The organism is Methylobacterium nigriterrae (assembly GCF_037106235.1).
Lineage (GTDB): Bacteria > Pseudomonadota > Alphaproteobacteria > Rhizobiales > Beijerinckiaceae > Methylobacterium > Methylobacterium nigriterrae.
In genome coordinates this window covers 26,409-41,884 of record NZ_JBAWTG010000008.1, presented here as the reverse complement: position 1 = coordinate 41,884, position 15,476 = coordinate 26,409, and the positions used below count along the sequence as shown (strand labels likewise).

The 15,476-nt window shown below is 65.2% G+C and carries 11 protein-coding genes and 1 riboswitch; of the genes, 4 read left to right on the top strand and 7 right to left on the bottom strand.

Translation table 11 applies throughout. From position 1 onward, the window contains the following. The first annotated feature begins 419 nt into the window (after nucleotides 1-419). From WDW90_RS07215 to WDW90_RS07205, 3 genes are all read left to right on the top strand, one after another. Nucleotides 420-722, top strand: a complete 303-nt coding sequence (locus WDW90_RS07215) for a hypothetical protein (protein WP_336486665.1) — start codon at nucleotides 420-422, stop codon at nucleotides 720-722. 123 nt (nucleotides 723-845) lie between these two features. Then, nucleotides 846-954, top strand: a riboswitch (TPP riboswitch). A gap of 71 nt (nucleotides 955-1,025) precedes the next feature. Then, nucleotides 1,026-2,918 (top strand): phosphomethylpyrimidine synthase ThiC, encoded by a 1,893-nt coding sequence (gene thiC / locus WDW90_RS07210; protein WP_336486664.1) that lies wholly within the window; start codon nucleotides 1,026-1,028, stop codon nucleotides 2,916-2,918. Between the two features lie 216 nt (nucleotides 2,919-3,134). Then, a complete protein-coding gene (locus tag WDW90_RS07205) occupies nucleotides 3,135-3,524 on the top strand; it encodes a FlaG family protein (protein WP_336486663.1) in 390 nt (129 codons plus the stop codon). A gap of 12 nt (nucleotides 3,525-3,536) precedes the next feature. Here the strand turns inward: WDW90_RS07205 and WDW90_RS07200 are convergent, their stop codons facing one another. The 3 genes from WDW90_RS07200 to WDW90_RS07190 all read right to left on the bottom strand — a co-directional run bounded on the left by WDW90_RS07200 (nucleotide 3,537) and on the right by WDW90_RS07190 (nucleotide 8,399). Then, on the bottom strand, nucleotides 3,537-5,702 hold the full coding sequence (locus WDW90_RS07200; protein ID WP_336486662.1) for a tetratricopeptide repeat protein: 2,166 nt from the start codon (nucleotides 5,700-5,702) through the stop codon (nucleotides 3,537-3,539). A gap of 129 nt (nucleotides 5,703-5,831) precedes the next feature. Continuing rightward, nucleotides 5,832-7,031, bottom strand: coding sequence for a flagellin N-terminal helical domain-containing protein (locus WDW90_RS07195; protein ID WP_336486661.1), 1,200 nt, complete (start codon nucleotides 7,029-7,031; stop codon nucleotides 5,832-5,834). Nucleotides 7,032-7,208: 177 nt separating this feature from the next. Continuing rightward, nucleotides 7,209-8,399: a flagellin N-terminal helical domain-containing protein gene (locus WDW90_RS07190; RefSeq protein WP_336486659.1), complete on the bottom strand. Its 1,191-nt coding sequence runs from the start codon at nucleotides 8,397-8,399 to the stop codon at nucleotides 7,209-7,211. A 189-nt stretch (nucleotides 8,400-8,588) separates the two neighbouring features. On the opposite strand from WDW90_RS07190, the gene WDW90_RS07185 reads away from it, so the two are divergent. Further along, nucleotides 8,589-8,990 carry a flagellar biosynthesis repressor FlbT gene (locus tag WDW90_RS07185; protein WP_336486658.1) on the top strand — a complete coding sequence of 134 codons (402 nt, stop codon included), beginning with the start codon at nucleotides 8,589-8,591 and terminating at the stop codon, nucleotides 8,988-8,990. A 19-nt stretch (nucleotides 8,991-9,009) separates the two neighbouring features. Here WDW90_RS07185 and WDW90_RS07180 read toward each other — a convergent pair whose 3' ends face one another. The 4 genes from WDW90_RS07180 to WDW90_RS07165 form a co-directional block, all read right to left on the bottom strand. Then, on the bottom strand, nucleotides 9,010-10,134 hold the full coding sequence (locus WDW90_RS07180; RefSeq protein ID WP_336486657.1) for an FkbM family methyltransferase: 1,125 nt from the start codon (nucleotides 10,132-10,134) through the stop codon (nucleotides 9,010-9,012). Continuing rightward, a complete protein-coding gene (locus WDW90_RS07175; RefSeq protein ID WP_336486656.1) occupies nucleotides 10,131-11,186 on the bottom strand; it encodes an NAD-dependent epimerase/dehydratase family protein in 1,056 nt (351 codons plus the stop codon). The genes WDW90_RS07180 and WDW90_RS07175 overlap by 4 nt, the downstream gene beginning before the upstream one ends. Further along, entirely contained in the window at nucleotides 11,183-13,045 is a 1,863-nt protein-coding gene (locus WDW90_RS07170) for a thiamine pyrophosphate-binding protein (RefSeq protein WP_336486655.1), read from the bottom strand. Before WDW90_RS07170 ends, WDW90_RS07175 begins: the two co-directional genes overlap by 4 nt. A 204-nt stretch (nucleotides 13,046-13,249) precedes the next feature. Next, a complete protein-coding gene (locus WDW90_RS07165; RefSeq protein ID WP_336486654.1) occupies nucleotides 13,250-15,310 on the bottom strand; it encodes an N-acetylneuraminate synthase family protein in 2,061 nt (686 codons plus the stop codon). Between the last annotated feature and the right edge of the window lie 166 nt (nucleotides 15,311-15,476).

Sequence of the window (15,476 nt, the reverse complement as noted above, 5' to 3'; positions counted from 1 at the left end):
CCGGAGGCCCGACATCGCCGCAAATCCGCTGCCGGCGATGCACCGGACCGCGGAACGGTTTCGTGCCACGGAGCGCGCAGCGGCGACTGAGCGAGGATTATTTTATGTCAGCGTGAGACAATTCGATTGGGTGCTTTGCGCGGTTCGATCACGAGCACAGAAATACTTTCCTGCGGCGAAGCAAGATAATTTTTCATCTGTTCTCGCCGGATCAATTCCCGCCGACATCTCAGACCGGCGCGCGTTCTTGCCCGGATGCGACCACGATCGTTCCGGTCGACTGAACGAATAAGTCAGGCGTCGAGAGCCGCTCGCCGATACGCACCTGAGGTTTACCAATGCCCGGTTGATTAGCTTAGAGTTAACAAGATACTCCCCGGGCGGCCGAGGAACGGGCCGCAGCTCCAGGGAGGTCAACGATGCAGATCAAGGTGAACGCCAACGATTGGAACGGCATCTCCGACGCCGATCGCGAGGCCATCAAGGAGATCCTGTCCAAGTCCTTCAAGAACGACCCGCAGATCGTGACCGATCCGCAGGTGCAGAGCGTGACGCAGGCCGCGGGCGGCGCAGTGGAGGTGGCGTCGATCTGCACGACCCTGTGCAACGTCGCCCAGTCGGCGGCCGAGGCGCTGTGCAACAAGATCGGCAACCCGACCGCCAAGCAGGTCTGCATCGTGGCGGCCCAGACGGCGGGCGACGTCTGCCGCAGCAAGTGCTGAGCACCCGCGCCCCGACGCCGTGATCGAAACCGCCGCGCCCGCCGGCGCGGCGGCCCCGTCGCGCGCTCCGGCGAACTCGGGCGGCGCACCTGATTGACAAATCCGTCCATCCGTGAAGATTTGAACCGTTCCGAGGGGAGCCCCGAGACAGGGGGCTGAGATAGGGCCTGAAGCCCTGACCCTTGAACCTGATCCGGCTCATACCGGCGGAGGGACGGGAACTTGCGGCCGGACACACGGCGGCCGCGCCCTTATCTCACCTGTGACGAGTTCGGATCGCTCCAACGCCAGGAGAGATCCACGATGAACGCACCCGTCCTGCCCAAGGATCTTCCCAAGGGAAGTCCCGAGAGTGTCACCACCGGCCCGATCAACGGCTCGCGCAAGGTCTACGCGAGCGCGGCCGGGCGCCCCGACATCCGGATTCCCTATCGCGAGATCGTGCTGACGGATGCGAACGAGCCGCCGGTGCGCGTCTACGATCCGTCCGGGCCCTATACCGAGGCCGACGCGGCGATCGACCTGAACCGGGGCCTGCCCGGCCTGCGCGAGCCGTGGATCGCCCGGCGCGGCTACGCGGCGGTCGAGCCCCGCGCCGTCAAGCCCGAGGATAACGGCTTCGTGGGCGCCGACAAGCTCGTGGCTCCCTGCCCGGCCGAGCGCGTCATCCGCAAGGCCGCGCCCGGCCAGATGGTGACGCAGTACGAGTTCGCCCGGGCCGGGATCATCACCGAGGAGATGATCTACGTCGCCCACCGCGAGAATCTCGGCCGCGAGCGGATGCTCGACGAGGCGGAGGCGAAGCTCGCCGACGGCGAGAGCTTCGGCGCCGCGGTGCCCCCCTTCATCACGCCCGAATTCGTGCGGGACGAGGTGGCGCGGGGCCGCGCGATCATCCCGGCCAACATCAACCACACCGAGCTCGAGCCGATGGCGATCGGCCGCAACTTCCTCGTGAAGATCAACGCCAATATCGGCAACTCGGCCGTCACCTCGTCGGCGGCCGAGGAGGTCGAGAAGCTCGTCTGGGCGACCCGCTGGGGCGCCGACACCGTGATGGACCTCTCCACCGGCCGCAACATCCACAATATCCGCTCGTGGATCGTGCGCAATTCCCCGGTGCCGATCGGCACCGTGCCGATCTACCAGGCGCTGGAGAAGGTCGGCGGCGACCCGCTCAAGCTCGATTGGGAGGTCTTCAAGGACACGCTCATCGAGCAGGCCGAGCAGGGCATCGACTACTTCACGATCCACGCGGGCGTCCGCCTCGCCCACGTGCCGCTCACCGCGCGGCGCGTCACCGGCATCGTCTCGCGCGGCGGCTCGATCATGGCGCGCTGGTGCCTCGCGGGGCACCGCGAATCGTTCCTCTACGAGCGCTTCGACGAGATCTGCGACATCTGCCGGGCCTACGACGTCTCGTTCTCATTGGGCGACGGCCTGCGCCCCGGCTCGATCGCGGACGCGAACGACGCTGCGCAGTTCGCCGAGCTCGAGACGCTCGGCGAATTGACGAAGATCGCCTGGGACAAGGGCTGCCAGACCATGATCGAGGGCCCCGGCCACGTGCCGATGCACAAGATCAAGGTCAACATGGAGAAGCAGCTCAAGGAGTGCGGCGAGGCGCCCTTCTACACGCTCGGCCCGCTGACGACCGACATCGCGCCGGGCTACGACCACATCACGAGCGGAATCGGCGCCGCGATGATCGGCTGGTTCGGCACCGCGATGCTCTGCTACGTCACGCCGAAGGAGCATCTCGGCCTGCCGAACCGCGACGACGTCAAGACCGGCGTCATCACCTACAAGATCGCCGCACACGCGGCCGATCTCGCCAAGGGCCACCCGGCCGCGCAGGTGCGCGACGACGCGCTCTCGCGCGCCCGCTTCGACTTCCGCTGGGAGGACCAGTTCAACCTCTCGCTCGACCCGGACACGGCCCGCAGCTACCACGACGAGACCCTGCCGAAGGACGCCCACAAGGTCGCGCATTTCTGCTCGATGTGCGGGCCGAAATTCTGCTCGATGAAGATCACGCAGGATCTGCGCGCCGAGGTGCTCGCCATGGAACAGGCTGGCGCGGTCATCCACACCGCGCCGGTCATGTCGGAGGCGCAGCGCGAGGCGGGGATGCGGGCGAAGTCCGAGGAGTTCCTGGCCGAGGGCGGCAAGCTCTACGTCGACGCGGCCGAGTGAGGCCGGCGGGGGCCGCCCTGGCCGGGGTGGCCCCCGAGCCGACAAATCTTATCATTTGATGGATGCGGCCCGGGCCCTGCCGCAAAAATAGAAAATCTTTTCGCCGCCCCGGTAACCCGGTGTTCACGCTCACTCCCGGACGCCCTGCCCCGTTAACGGCCGGGTAAGCAGCGCCTCGCGAAATAGGCACAGTGTCTCATTCGCAGGAGTGCAGCGGTGAGCGAGATCAGCAGCGTCCGCGCGCCGGAGCGTCCGGCCGCGCCCTCCCCGGCCGACCTTCCCGCCCCGGTGCCGGAGGCCCGCACGGATGCCGGGCCGCCGGGCCCGAGCCGCCTCGAGCCCGCGGTCACGGTCGATGTCCGCCCGGGCGGCGAGCCGCGCGCCAGGGCGGGCGCCGAGAGCGACTACCAGGCCCGGTTCGTGCGCGACGCCGACACGCAGCAGATCGTGTTCCGGGTGGTCGACCCGGCCTCCGGCTCCGTCGTCGAGCAATTGCCGAGCGTCCAGGCGCTGAAGGAGCGCGCCTATTCCGAGGCGCGCGCGCGGGCGGCCGAGCTCCTGCCGGTCACGGCCGAGTCGCAGCGGCCCCTCGACGTCGTCGCCTGACCGGGCCCGCGCTCAACGGGACGGCGCCTCGCCCGCACGCTCCACCCAGAGCCGCCACATCGCCCGCCAGGCATCCCGGACATCGTCGGCGAGGCGCTGGTTGTCCATGAGCGGGCTTGCCGCGAAACGCGCGCGCAGGCCGGCCCGGATGCCGTCCCGCCACGCGTGATCGTCGGCGAGCCGGCAGGCCAGCGCGACGTAATCCTCGCGCGTGCGCCCGCTCAGCGCGGCGAGCCCCGCATGGTTCAGGATGGAATGGCCCATCCGCGCCACGAAATGCGCGCCCTCCAGCGCCACGAAGGGGACGCCCATCCAGAGGCTGTCGAGACTCGTGGTGCCGCCGTTATACGGGAAGGGGTCGAGCCCGATATCGACGCGGTTGTAGAGCACGTAGCGGTTCTGCGGGGTGCGGGGCTCCAGGATGACCCGGTCGAGGGGCAGGCCGAGGCGGGTGAGCCGCGCCTCGACGTCGGCCCGCATCTCGGGCGCGTCGATGTTGGCGATCTCGAGGAGGAGCCGCGCATCGGGCACCCGCGCGAGGATCTCGGCCCAGGCCGCGAGCGCGTCGTCGCTGACCTTGGTGAAGCGGTTGAAGCAGCCGAAGGTCACGTAGCCGTTGGCGCTGTGAGGCGCCTCCGCGGCGACGTCGGGGCTATCCGGGTTCGACTGGTAGCAGGAGGCCACGCCGGGCAGCCGCCACAGGGCCTCGACGCTGAGGTCGTCGCCCCGGCCGGGCGGCTCCGCGTAGAGGTCGGTGAAGCGGTAATCCATCGCCGCCATGCCGGTCGTGCCGGGGTAGCCGATCCAGCCGACCTGGATCGGCGCGGGCTTGCGGGCGAGGACGAGCAGCCGGTTGCCCGAGGTGTGGCCCGAGAGGTCGACCAGGATGTCGATTGCCTCGGCCTCGATCAGGTCGGCGGCGGCCTCGTCCTCGAGCCCGGCAATGTCGTGCCAGGCGTCGAACGCGAGGCGCAGGCGCTCCGTCGCCGCGTCGTCGTTGGCGTTGTTCGAGAAGGCGACGAGCTCGAGCGCCGCGCGGTCGAGGCGGCGCAGGGCCGGCTCGAAGAAGTAGTTGACCGCGTGCTCGCGGAAATCCGCCGAGACGACGCCGATGCGGAGCCTGCGCTCGGGGTCGCGGTCGTTGCGGAAGGGGCGGTTCCGCCGCAGCGGGTCGGCGATGAGGCTGCCGAACAGCTTCGCGTCGGCCAATTGCTCGGCGGGCGAGATGCCCGCGGCGTACATCTTGGCGAAGAGGCGGTTGCTGTGCGCCATCGCGAAGGTGGGATCGAGGCGCAGGGCGGCGTCGTAGCAGGTCACGGCCTCGTCGAGCCGGCCGACCTCCTTCAGCACGACGGCGAGGTTGCTGTAGGCGCGCGGATAGGCCGGATCGAGCTCGATCGCGCGCTCGATCGAGGCGATCGCGGCCGGGAGGTAGCCGAGCTTGTGATAGACGACGCCGAGATTGCTGTGCGCGATGGCGTTGGTGGGGTCGAGCGTCAGGGAATGCTGAAGGCAGGCGCCCGCATCCTCGTACCGCTCCTGCTTGCAGAACACGTTGCCGAGGTTGGCGTGGTAGCCCGCGACCCCCTCGTCGAGCGAGATCGCGATGTTGATGAGGTCGGCGGCGAGTTCGAAGCGGTGCGTGCGGACCGCGATGTTGCCGGCGATGTGGATCGCCTCCGCGTGCCCGCTGTCGAGCAGCACGATGATGTCGATCAGCGCCTCCGCCTCGGCGAGCCGGTCCTCGGAATAGTGCCGGTGGGCATCGCTGAAGAGATTGGCCACGATCGCGGTCTTGGTCGCGGCGGTCTGCGGATCGGAGAAGCCGCGCTCGGTGAAACGCTGCAGGACGGCGCGCGCATCCGGCACGCGGCCCGAGCCGAGGAGCGCCGTGGCGAGCGACAGCCAGTACCGGGGCTGGTCCGGGTCGGCCTTGAGCGCCGCGGCGAGATGCGGAACGGCGAGGTCCGTGCGGCCGCCCTCGTTCGCCAGGATTCCGAGCTTGTAATGCGCTTCCGGATGGTCGGGCCGGCTCTCCAGGATGCGCCGGTACTGTCGCTCCGCATCGCGCTGGCGCCCCGCCCGGTGATGATCCGCGGCCTTGCGCAGGATCTTCTCGGTCAGCGATGCGCCGGCCGCGCGGCTTGCCGCGACCTGCGCCTGACTTGCCCGCGTCATCGCACTCCCCCGTCCCCGCCGATCGTGATCCGGCACGGTTAAGCGCCGGTAAACGACGCACGCGAAGCGGCGGAGCCTTGGGGCCCGCCGCCTCGCCGTCGCGTCACCGGCCCGCCGCCGGGCGCCGCCCTAGCGGAGCAGCTGCAGTATGCCCTGCTGCGCCTGGTTGGCGAGGGAGAGCGCGGAGATACCGAGCGATTGGCGGGTCGTCAGCGCCTGCGAGTTCGCGGCCTCCTCGTTGAGGTCCGCGTCGGTCAGGTTCGACGAGCCGGTCTGCAGCACGTTGATGATGTTCTTGGTGAAGTCCTGGCGGTTCTGCACCACCGACAGGTTCGAGCCGAAGGTCGAGGCGTTCGAGCGCAGCGTCGAGGAGGCGTTGGTGAGGCTCGTCAGCGTCGACTTGATGTCGGTGTCGAGCAGGAAGTTGCCCTGCCCGTTCGTGCTGGCGCCGCTGTTGCCCGTGATCGCCGTCAGCGAGAGGCCGCCCGAGGTGGCGTCGACGCCCTGGATGTCGAGGTTCGACGTGTCGCGCTCGTTGAAGGCGATGTGGAGCTTGTTGTTGACCGACGAGGAGTTGATCAGGTTGACGCCGTTGAAGCTCGCGTCCTTGGCGAGCTGGTCGATCTGCGTGAGCAGGCTGTTGTACTGGGCCGCCAGGGCCGTGCGCTCCTTGACGCCCGTGACCGTGAGATCCGCGCTCTGGCCGGCCGCCGAGGCGGCGCCGTACTTGGCGGCCGCGGCGCTGCCCTGGCTGAAGCCGAGCGCCGCTTGGTCGGTCGTCGCCGCGAATTCGATATCGGCGCTGGCATTCACCACGAGGTTCGTGCCGGCCGTGTTCTTGCTGAAGGCCGTTCCCGCGCCGAGGCCGCTCACGGCGGTGTTGAGCTTGGTGATGGCGGTGTCGATCGAGTCGGTGGAGGCGATGCTCGCCGTCGTCGAGGTGCCGTTGACGTAGAGCGTCACGGTCGTGGCCGAGCCGGGGGCCGCGAAGGCGGTCTTGGCCGTGCCCGAGGTAGTGATCTGCGTCGAGAGCGCCTGGTTGGCGGTGGACTTGGCCGAGTCGACGAGCTTCTGGATCGAGGTCAGGCCCTGGTTGGCCGCCTGGATCGTCTGCACGCCGTTCGAGATGCTGTCCAAGAGCGTGCCGAGGTCCGACGAGCGGTTCGACAGGCTCTGCGCCGTGAAGAAGTTCACCGGGTTGTCGAGGGCCGAGGAGACCTTCTTGCCGGTGGCCAGACGGTTCTGGGTCTGCGACGTGAGGGCCGCCGTGTCCTGCAGCGAGAGCAGGTTCTGGCGCGTTGCTGCGGAGAGCGTGACCTCGGAGGACATGACGGCGACTCACGGCTTGAAACGGTGTTAAGGTTAATCAAGCATGGTTTTCCTTGCGATTTGGTTAATCGATTTCAAGAGATCTGCGGCGTCGGGATCTGCAGCACCGTTGCGCGCAAAATAAAAACGGCCGGGCTTTCGGCCCGGCCGCCTCGAAGAACTGCTCTGTTCCGTGATTTAGCGGAGCAGCTGCAGGATGCTCTGCTGAGCCTGGTTGGCGAGGGAGAGCGCCGAGACGCCGAGCGACTGACGGGTCGTCAGGGCCTGGGAGTTCGCGGCCTCCTCGTTCAGGTCGGCATCGGTGAGCTTGGACGCACCGGTGTCGAGCACGTTCTGCAGGTTCTTGGTGAAGTCCTGGCGGTTCTGCACCACCGACAGGTTCGAGCCGAAGGTCGAGGCGTTCGAGCGCAGCGTCGAGGACGCTCCCGTCAGCTTCGTCAGCGTCGAGTTGATGTCGGCGTCGAGAAGGAAGCTGCCCTTGCCGTCAGGAGAACCGCCCGAGTCCTTGGTGATGGACTTGAGGCTCAGGCCCGAGGACGTCACGTCCACGCCCTGCACGTCGAGGTTCGACGTGTCCTTCTCGTTGAACGAGATGTGCAGCTTGCTCGACGAGCCCGTCAGCAGGTTGGTGCCGTTGTAGCTCGCGTCCTTGGCCAGCTGGTCGATCTGCGTGAGCAGATTGTTGTACTGCGTGGCAAGAGCCGAGCGCTCCTTGACGCCGCTCACGGTGAGGTCACCGCTCTGGCCAGCCGCCGAGGCCGCGCCGTACTTGGCGGCGGGCGCGGTGCCGGCCGTGAAGCCGAGCGTCGTCTGGTCGGCCGTCGAGGCGAATTCGATGTCGGCGCTGGCGTTCAGCGTGATGTTGGTGCCGGCCGTGTTCTTGCTGAAGGCGTTGCCGGCGCCGAGCGAGCTTACGGCGGTGTTCAAGGTCGCGATCGCCGTATCGATCGAGTCGGTGGAGGCGATGCTCGCCGTCGTCGAGGTGCCGTTGACGTAGAGCGTCACGGTCGTGGCCGAGCCGGGGGCCGCGAAGGCGGTCTTGGCCGTGCCCGAGGTGGTGATCTGCGTCGAGAGCGCCTGGTTGGCGGTGGACTTGGCCGAGTCGACGAGCTTCTGGATCGAGGTCAGGCCCTGGTTGGCCGCCTGGATCGTCTGCACGCCGTTCGAGATGCTGTCCAAGAGCGTGCCGAGGTCCGACGAGCGGTTCGACAGGCTCTGCGCCGTGAAGAAGTTCACCGGGTTGTCGAGGGCCGAGGAGACCTTCTTGCCGGTGGCCAGACGGCCCTGCGTCGTGGCGGTGAGGCTCGCCGTGTCCTGCAGCGAGAGCAGGTTCTGACGCACGGCGGAGGTGAGGGAAACGGAGCTCATGGTCTGTGATCCATATTGATCGAAACGCCGTCGTTTTGACGACGCTGACCAGAGACCATGCCGGCGCCTACCCCGGCCTTAACCGGGTTGGGTCAATTGCGCGGAATCGCACCGTCGCCGCCCCGAACTTCAAGCATCGTTAACGAAATCTGACCGATGGTCGGGCGCTTGCCAGAACGGAGCGACGCCATGCCCCTCAGAATCGAGCTGAAGCCGTCCGAGCGGCTGATAATCAACGGCGCCCTGATCAAGAACCTCGACCGCAAGTCCGCCTTCCTGGTCGAGGGACAGTGCAAGTTCCTGCGCGAGAGCGAGATCATCCGCGAGAGCGAGGCCGACACGCCCTGCAAGAAGCTCTGCGTGACGCTGCAGGTCATCTACCTCGCCGACGACCCGGCCGAGGCCGAGAACCTGTTCGTGCTGCAATCGACCGAGATCCTGCGGCAGATGCCGAGCGCCGCGCCCTACCTGCTCGCCATCCACGACGAGCTCGCGGCCCGGCAATATCACCGGGCCATCAAGGCGGGCAGGCAGCTCGTCGCCTTCGAGGCGTCATCGGCCCCGGCCGCCGAGGCGTCGGCCGCGGGCTGAGGCCGCGTTCCTTCAGGGGTCAATCGCCCGGCGTCACGTACAGCACCGTGTCGAAGCCGTTGTGGAGGTGCTGCCGGAGCCTCAGGCACGGCCGCGGGTAGAGCGCCGCGATCGCCTGCGGGATCGTCCAGAGGTGCTCGGGCTCGTGATAGACGCTGACCGCGAGCATCGGCCGCTGTTGCAGGAGCTTTGCCATCCCATGCAGGGCGGCGAGTTCCGCGCCCTCGATATCGAGCTTGACGTAGACGTCGCCGGAGCAGCGCACCACGTCGTCGAAGCGGAACACCTTGATGCTCGATCCGCCCTCCGCATCGGAGCGCGCGATGTGGGAGGCTTCGCCCTTGGCCTGCGCGAAGCGCACCTCGCCGGTCTGGTCGGACAGGCCGGCATTCATCAGGGTGTAGCGGCCGACGGCGTCGCGGAGCCGGTCGGCGGTCCCGATCAGTGCGGCCATGTTGGTCGGGTCGGGCTCGAAGGCCACCCAGTCGCGGACCTCGACGCCGCTCTCCAGCAGGATCTCGAGCGTGTCGCCGGAGAAGGCCCCCCCGTCCACGAAGGTCAGCGGCCGGCCCCGCAGCCGCAGGAAGTCGGGCCGGTAGAAATCCGCGGTGCCGACCGGCGGGTGCAGGCGCGGGTCCGTCGTGACGCGGTAGAGGAGGAGCTGCTCGAGGAGCGCGCGGCTCTCGTCGTCGGCGAGTACCTCGTGCAGCCAGGCGATCGCCTCCCGGTTGCGCAGAATCCGTTCCGGCGCGCCGAACCAGTAATTGTCGAGCGCGAAGCCCGGGATCGCGAAAAGCGCGGCCGGGAAGCGCACCTCCGCGAAGCCCCGCCGCGCCGCCCATTCGGCAACGTCCCGCACGCAGACCGCATGGTTCATCAGTCCGTGCAGGTAGCTGCCCGACCGCGCCTGCCCGTCGGTCAGGTCGTCGGGGTGGAGGCAGGGCAGGCCGTCGATCCGGCCAAGCTCGCGCGCCCGCAGGTCGATGAAGCCGAGAACCGGGCGTCCGAGGCGGACGAGCTCGCGCGCCAGCCGCCGCCCGAACCCGCCCGCGCCGTAGATCCAGAACGGGTGGCGATCCGGAACGGAACAATCCCGAATACCCGCGAGCCGGGGCCAGAGGGCCGAAAGGGTATCGGCGTTCATGAAATGTCCCTTTTTGCGCGCGCGGATTCTGCGGTCCGCAGGATGGCCGCGTCGAGCGGCGTCCACACTTCGAGCCCGAGCGCGCGCGCCTTCTCGATCGACGGCACGTAGCGGTTCCGGGGCGTGCCCGGGGCCGGCTCTCCCTTCACGAGGACGGCGCCGGCTCCGGGGATCAGGCTGCCCACCCTGCGCGCGAGCTCACCGATGCTAACCGGTTGATCCGAACCGACATTATAGGCTTCTCCAGCGTTCCCGCGCACGAGCAGGGCGATCAGCCACGCCGCGAGATCGCCGGCGTAGAGATAGGACCGCAAGGGCGTCCCGTCCCCGGAGACGACGATCCGCCGGCCGGCCAGCGCATCGCCGATGAAGTTGCCGATGGCGAAATGTCCGTCGAGCGGCATTCCCGGGCCCACGAAGGCGAAGCACCGCGCCACGACGCAGGACGGGCCCGGTCCGATGGATGCGATCGCGCACATGTGCTCCGCAAGACGCTTCGCATTCCCATAAGCCGCGCGCGGATCGAGGGGATCGCAGCCCCCCGCGTAAGTCTCTGATAACGCTGCCAGATCGTGCGGCTGGGCGCCGTAGACGGCGCCCGAGCTCAGGTAGAGCAGGCGGCCTGCCCCGCAAGCCCGCGCGACGTCGAGCACATGGCGGGTCCCGTCGATAATCGCCCCGATGAGCTCCATCGGCTCCCGTTCGGCGTCGGCCCGCGTATCGGTCGCCGCGTGAATCACATGCGAGAAGCGGCGTCCTGGCAACTCGACATCGCGTACATCGCCGCCAACCACGTCGACAAGGGACAGATCGACATGCATCGGCGCACGCGCCAGATAGTCACCGGGACGCCGCGACAGCACCGTAACCTTGAACTTGAGCGCGAGACGCGCCCTCGCATGGGACAGAAGCGCCAGCAGCCATCCGCCGAAGAAGCCGGTTCCCCCTGTCAAAAGCAGCGAAGCGCCGTTCAGTTCTAGCAACGCAGATTCGACGCGCTCGAGCGCTGCGTCGAGATCGTGCCGCAACGTTTCATCCGGATCGACACTCACGGGCGCCGCTGAGCCAGGAGATGCTCCGGTACGGTCTCGGAAGCCGGGTCGATCGGCACGATCATGTTTGCGCGAAACTCGTCACGCGGCAGGAGCGGAGACATGTCCTCCAAGGGCATCGACCGCATCGACCCGTCCGCCTGCGGAAGGGCCGCCGATTTCGGGAACAGAGCTTCGTCCGAAAGGACCCGCACGTCCACGAGGAGCGGTCCGCGCTGGGCAAGCGCATGCCGAACTCCCTCGCGCAGATCCGCAGCATCCTCGATGCGGAAGGCGTTCCAGCCAAACGCTCGGGAAACCGTGACAAGATCCGGAATATCGAGCTTAGCCTGAGGGCCGCTGCCGACATATCGGCCCTCGAAATAGTTGCGCTGGGTGTTCCGGATCGAGGCGTAGCCGCCGTTGTTGATCACGAACAGCCGCACGGGCATCTGCATGCTCGCGATGGTTTGCAGTTCTTGAATGTTCATCATCAGAGAGCCGTCGCTCTCAATGCCGACGAAGGGCGCACGATCTGACGCCATGTAGGCCCCGATCATGGCGGGAAGGCCATAGCCCATGGCCCCGAGCCCTGCCGTGTGGAAAATACGCTGACCGGGCCTGTTCTGAAAGCCGGTATAGAAAAACTCGACGCCCAGACCAGAACTGCCCGTCACTATGAGCATATCGCTCGGAATTTCTTCCGAGAGAGTCTGCGTCATGTGAAAATGACTGATCGGCCCCTCGGTTGGAAAGGGGTTGCCATCATTGACTGGATAGCGGCGTTTCCAATCCGCGCAACGCGCGATCCAGCTTGATCGATCCGGCTGTTCAGCCACACGAATACCGCATAACAGGCGCTCGATAAATTCTGCGGCGTCGGCCTCGATCTTCATTGAAAACCCGGCATTATCCGGGAACTTGGCAAGCTCTGCCGGATCGACATCGACGACAATTTTCTGCGCACAACGCCCGAACTTTGCTGGATTATAGGCCGTAACGACCTGATCTAGACGTGCCCCGATTGCCAGGATCAAATCTGAATTTTGGACTGCGAAATTCGGCGCGCGGAGGGCAACGGTGCCGACTTTCCCGACGCTGAGCGGATGCGTCGACGACACTAAATCGGTTGCAGGCCAAGTGGTGACGACGGGGATATGCAGAAGATCTACAAGTTTGCGAAAGGAAGTGACTGCCTCTGCGAGCCGAATTCCGTGGCCTGCCAAGATCACGGGCCGCTCTGCACGATTGAGCATCGCCAGCACGTCGGACACCCGAGAGGAGAGAGCGGCTGACCGAGCCAAATCGGCACGAGGCGACGAGAAACCTTCCAATCCGCTCGGATCGATTGTTGCGGCCTGCACATCGAGGGGTATGTCGAGCCAGACCGGCCCCCGCCGTCCCGTCGTCGCATGGTGAACGGCTTCTTCGAGGTGACGACGGATCAGGTTCGCGTCCATCACTGTGGCGGCGTATTTTGTGATTGGCCGCACCATCGAGATGATGTCGACCTCCTGCGGCCCCATCTGACGGACCCCGCTATCGCCCACCATCGTCGCCCGACTGACCTGACCCGAGATGATCAGGAGGGGCAGCGATTCGATCCATGCGCCCGTGCACCCCGTGATTGCGTTCGTCGCACCAGGTCCCGTGGTCACGAGGGCGCAGCCAAGCCGCCCATTAATGCGGGCGTAAGCTTCCGCGGCGATTGCGGACGCCTGCTCGTGGTGGTTCGGGACGTAGGTGAGATCTGGGCAACGCCCGACAGCGTCGACGAGATGCATCGCTCCTCCTCCCGGAACTAGAAAGACGCATTCGACACCTTGGCGTGCGATGAAATCTGCGACGTAATCGGCTAAGCGCTGGCTCTTCGCTGACATGATGCCTCTCTTGGCCATTCCACGAAACTGAACGGCATTGTTGTCAAAATCCCCTCGGTCGAACTCCACCTTGGGTACGAGATGACCATCTTTCAGCCGGCGGTAGCAGCTTGCGCCAGGCTGATCGTTCGAGCATGACCCGCACCCTACAAAAATCCCGCATAGAACGAAATTCAGATTAAGAAGACCGGATGTTTATGGAAATCAACACGTCGCCTGACATGAAGCGCTGGCGCGGATTTCTTGAATGAGCGTCAAAGCTTTCCGAAACCCTGCACCATCATCTTCGTGACCTTGCCAAACTTCTGGAATGAAGGAGGCAGTTGGGCAATGTCGGTCAAGTGCGTTCAGGAGATTTTGAAAATCGATCTCTCCGTCACCCACCTGCAAGCCCTCACCATCGGCGCCGCTCGCATCGGCGATGTGGATATGAGCGGCAAGCGGGGCGACGGAATCAAGGAACGCGTCGAACGACGTTCCGGCCACGTTGCAGGCAAGCTTCGAGTGTGACGTGTCGAGGCACACGCGCAACCCGATTTGGTCGCACAATCTGACGATGTCGTTCGATGTCACGAAGAGATTGTGAAAGCGCTGACCACCGAAATGCCAGGGATAGGGCGGCATCGTCTGCGGCCAAATCTCAATTTCCGGATCGCTGATCACAGCCAAGCTGTCACGGAGGATAGCCTCGCGCGTCCGGCACTCCTTCGCGCTCAGAAAATTATTCTCGGAGAACCCGCCGACGTTGCAGACAATCCCGACGCGGCTCGTATGACCGAAGCGCCGTTTGAGCGACTTAGTCTTTGCGACAACCCGTTGCATCTCGAAGATCGAGCGACGGCGATAGTCGTGATCTGGAGATGTCAGGTCCAACAGATGATCCGAGGCGAATAGCTCCGGAGCGTGAACAATGATCGTATACTCGCCTTCAACGTTGCTGATTTTCTCATCAGCGAGGTCAAGGTCCATGTAACTCAGGTGAAACTCTAGAACCGGAGGCTTGAACAGGCGCGACAGCTTCGCAACGTCGCGATGCCTGACTGGAATGCCCCACGGTCTGCCGAATGAGAAACTCATCTCGATCGACGCGGAATGGCTCTGGATATCGCTGTCGTAGAAGGCGGTGCCAACCATGATCTGGCGGCCCGCCGGGCGGCCGATCAGATCACCAAGTCTGTTCGGCGGCAATCCTTGGCCTGGACCGCGCACCGTCACCATGTCCGATCGGATTGCTTCGCCTGGCTCGATCGTGCGTTTCGCGAACAGCGATTTTCCGAGGCTGACTCGGTTGAGCCGTTCGCCCTGCGTCAGGGATCTCGGTCGCGCAGACCCCAAGGCTTCCTGCACCTGTCGGATACCCCGAACCATGAGGGCGAATTCGTCCGGGTGCAGCGACACTTTGTGATCACTGCCCTCCATATCGCGGTTCAAACTGATATGTCGCTCGATAATTCGCGCACCCTTCGCCACTGCCGCAACCGACACGAAGACGTCGCGCTCGTGCCCGGAATAACCAACTGCGCATGCCTCGAATTCTTGCAAACGTGCAATGTATTCAAGATTGATGTCTTTGAACGGCGCCGGATAGGTCGAATTACAATGCAACAGGGCGAACTGTGCGCCAAAAGAATGCAGGAGATCGACGCTGTTTTCGATGTCAGTCTCTTCACACATGCCGGTCGAGCAAAAGAGCGGCAGATCCCGGCTTGCAATATAGGATAGCAACTCATGATTTGTGAAATCAGCGGAAGACGTTTTGAGCGCGGGAAGACCGGCATCGATGCAGACATCAGCGCTCGGAAGATCCCATGCCGTGCAAAGGGGTATAAGACCACGACGCCTGGTGTAATCGAAACATTTGAGCAGACTGTCATTTGAGAGCTGAAAGCGTTTCAACAGGCTCAAGACGTACTCAACGCCGAGATTATCGGCCATGTCCTGGGCCGCTCGTCCATAAAGTGCGTCCAAGTTGCGCATCTGAAACTTGGCACAGTCCGCGCCTGCATCCGCGGCCGCATCGATCAGGCCCATGGCCAGATCGAGCGAGCCATTATGATTGTTGCCGATTTCCGCAATAATGAAAGTTGGCGAGTCGGCCGAGATCCTTCGTCCGGCAACCGTCATAAAATCCCGGGACTGCTTCAATTTGGGCGAGGCAGAAAAGACGCTAGCCTCTGATCCGTAATCGGAAAATCGACCGGCCGTCTTCTGCCTGGAAACATCTTCTCGAAACAGGGTATCGGAGATTTTGTGTTCTGCGTTCATCGGGAATCTTTTGCCTCGTGCGGCAGGCACAACATGATTTTCGGCTCTGACACTGGGAACCGGGCTCGCGGTCTGGAGCTGCTCAGCCTCGCTCTAGGACGTTGCTCTCATGCCGTCCCAGTGTGGCCGCGAGAAGGCTTGCCCGTCCGGTGTCACTCGTGCGCGG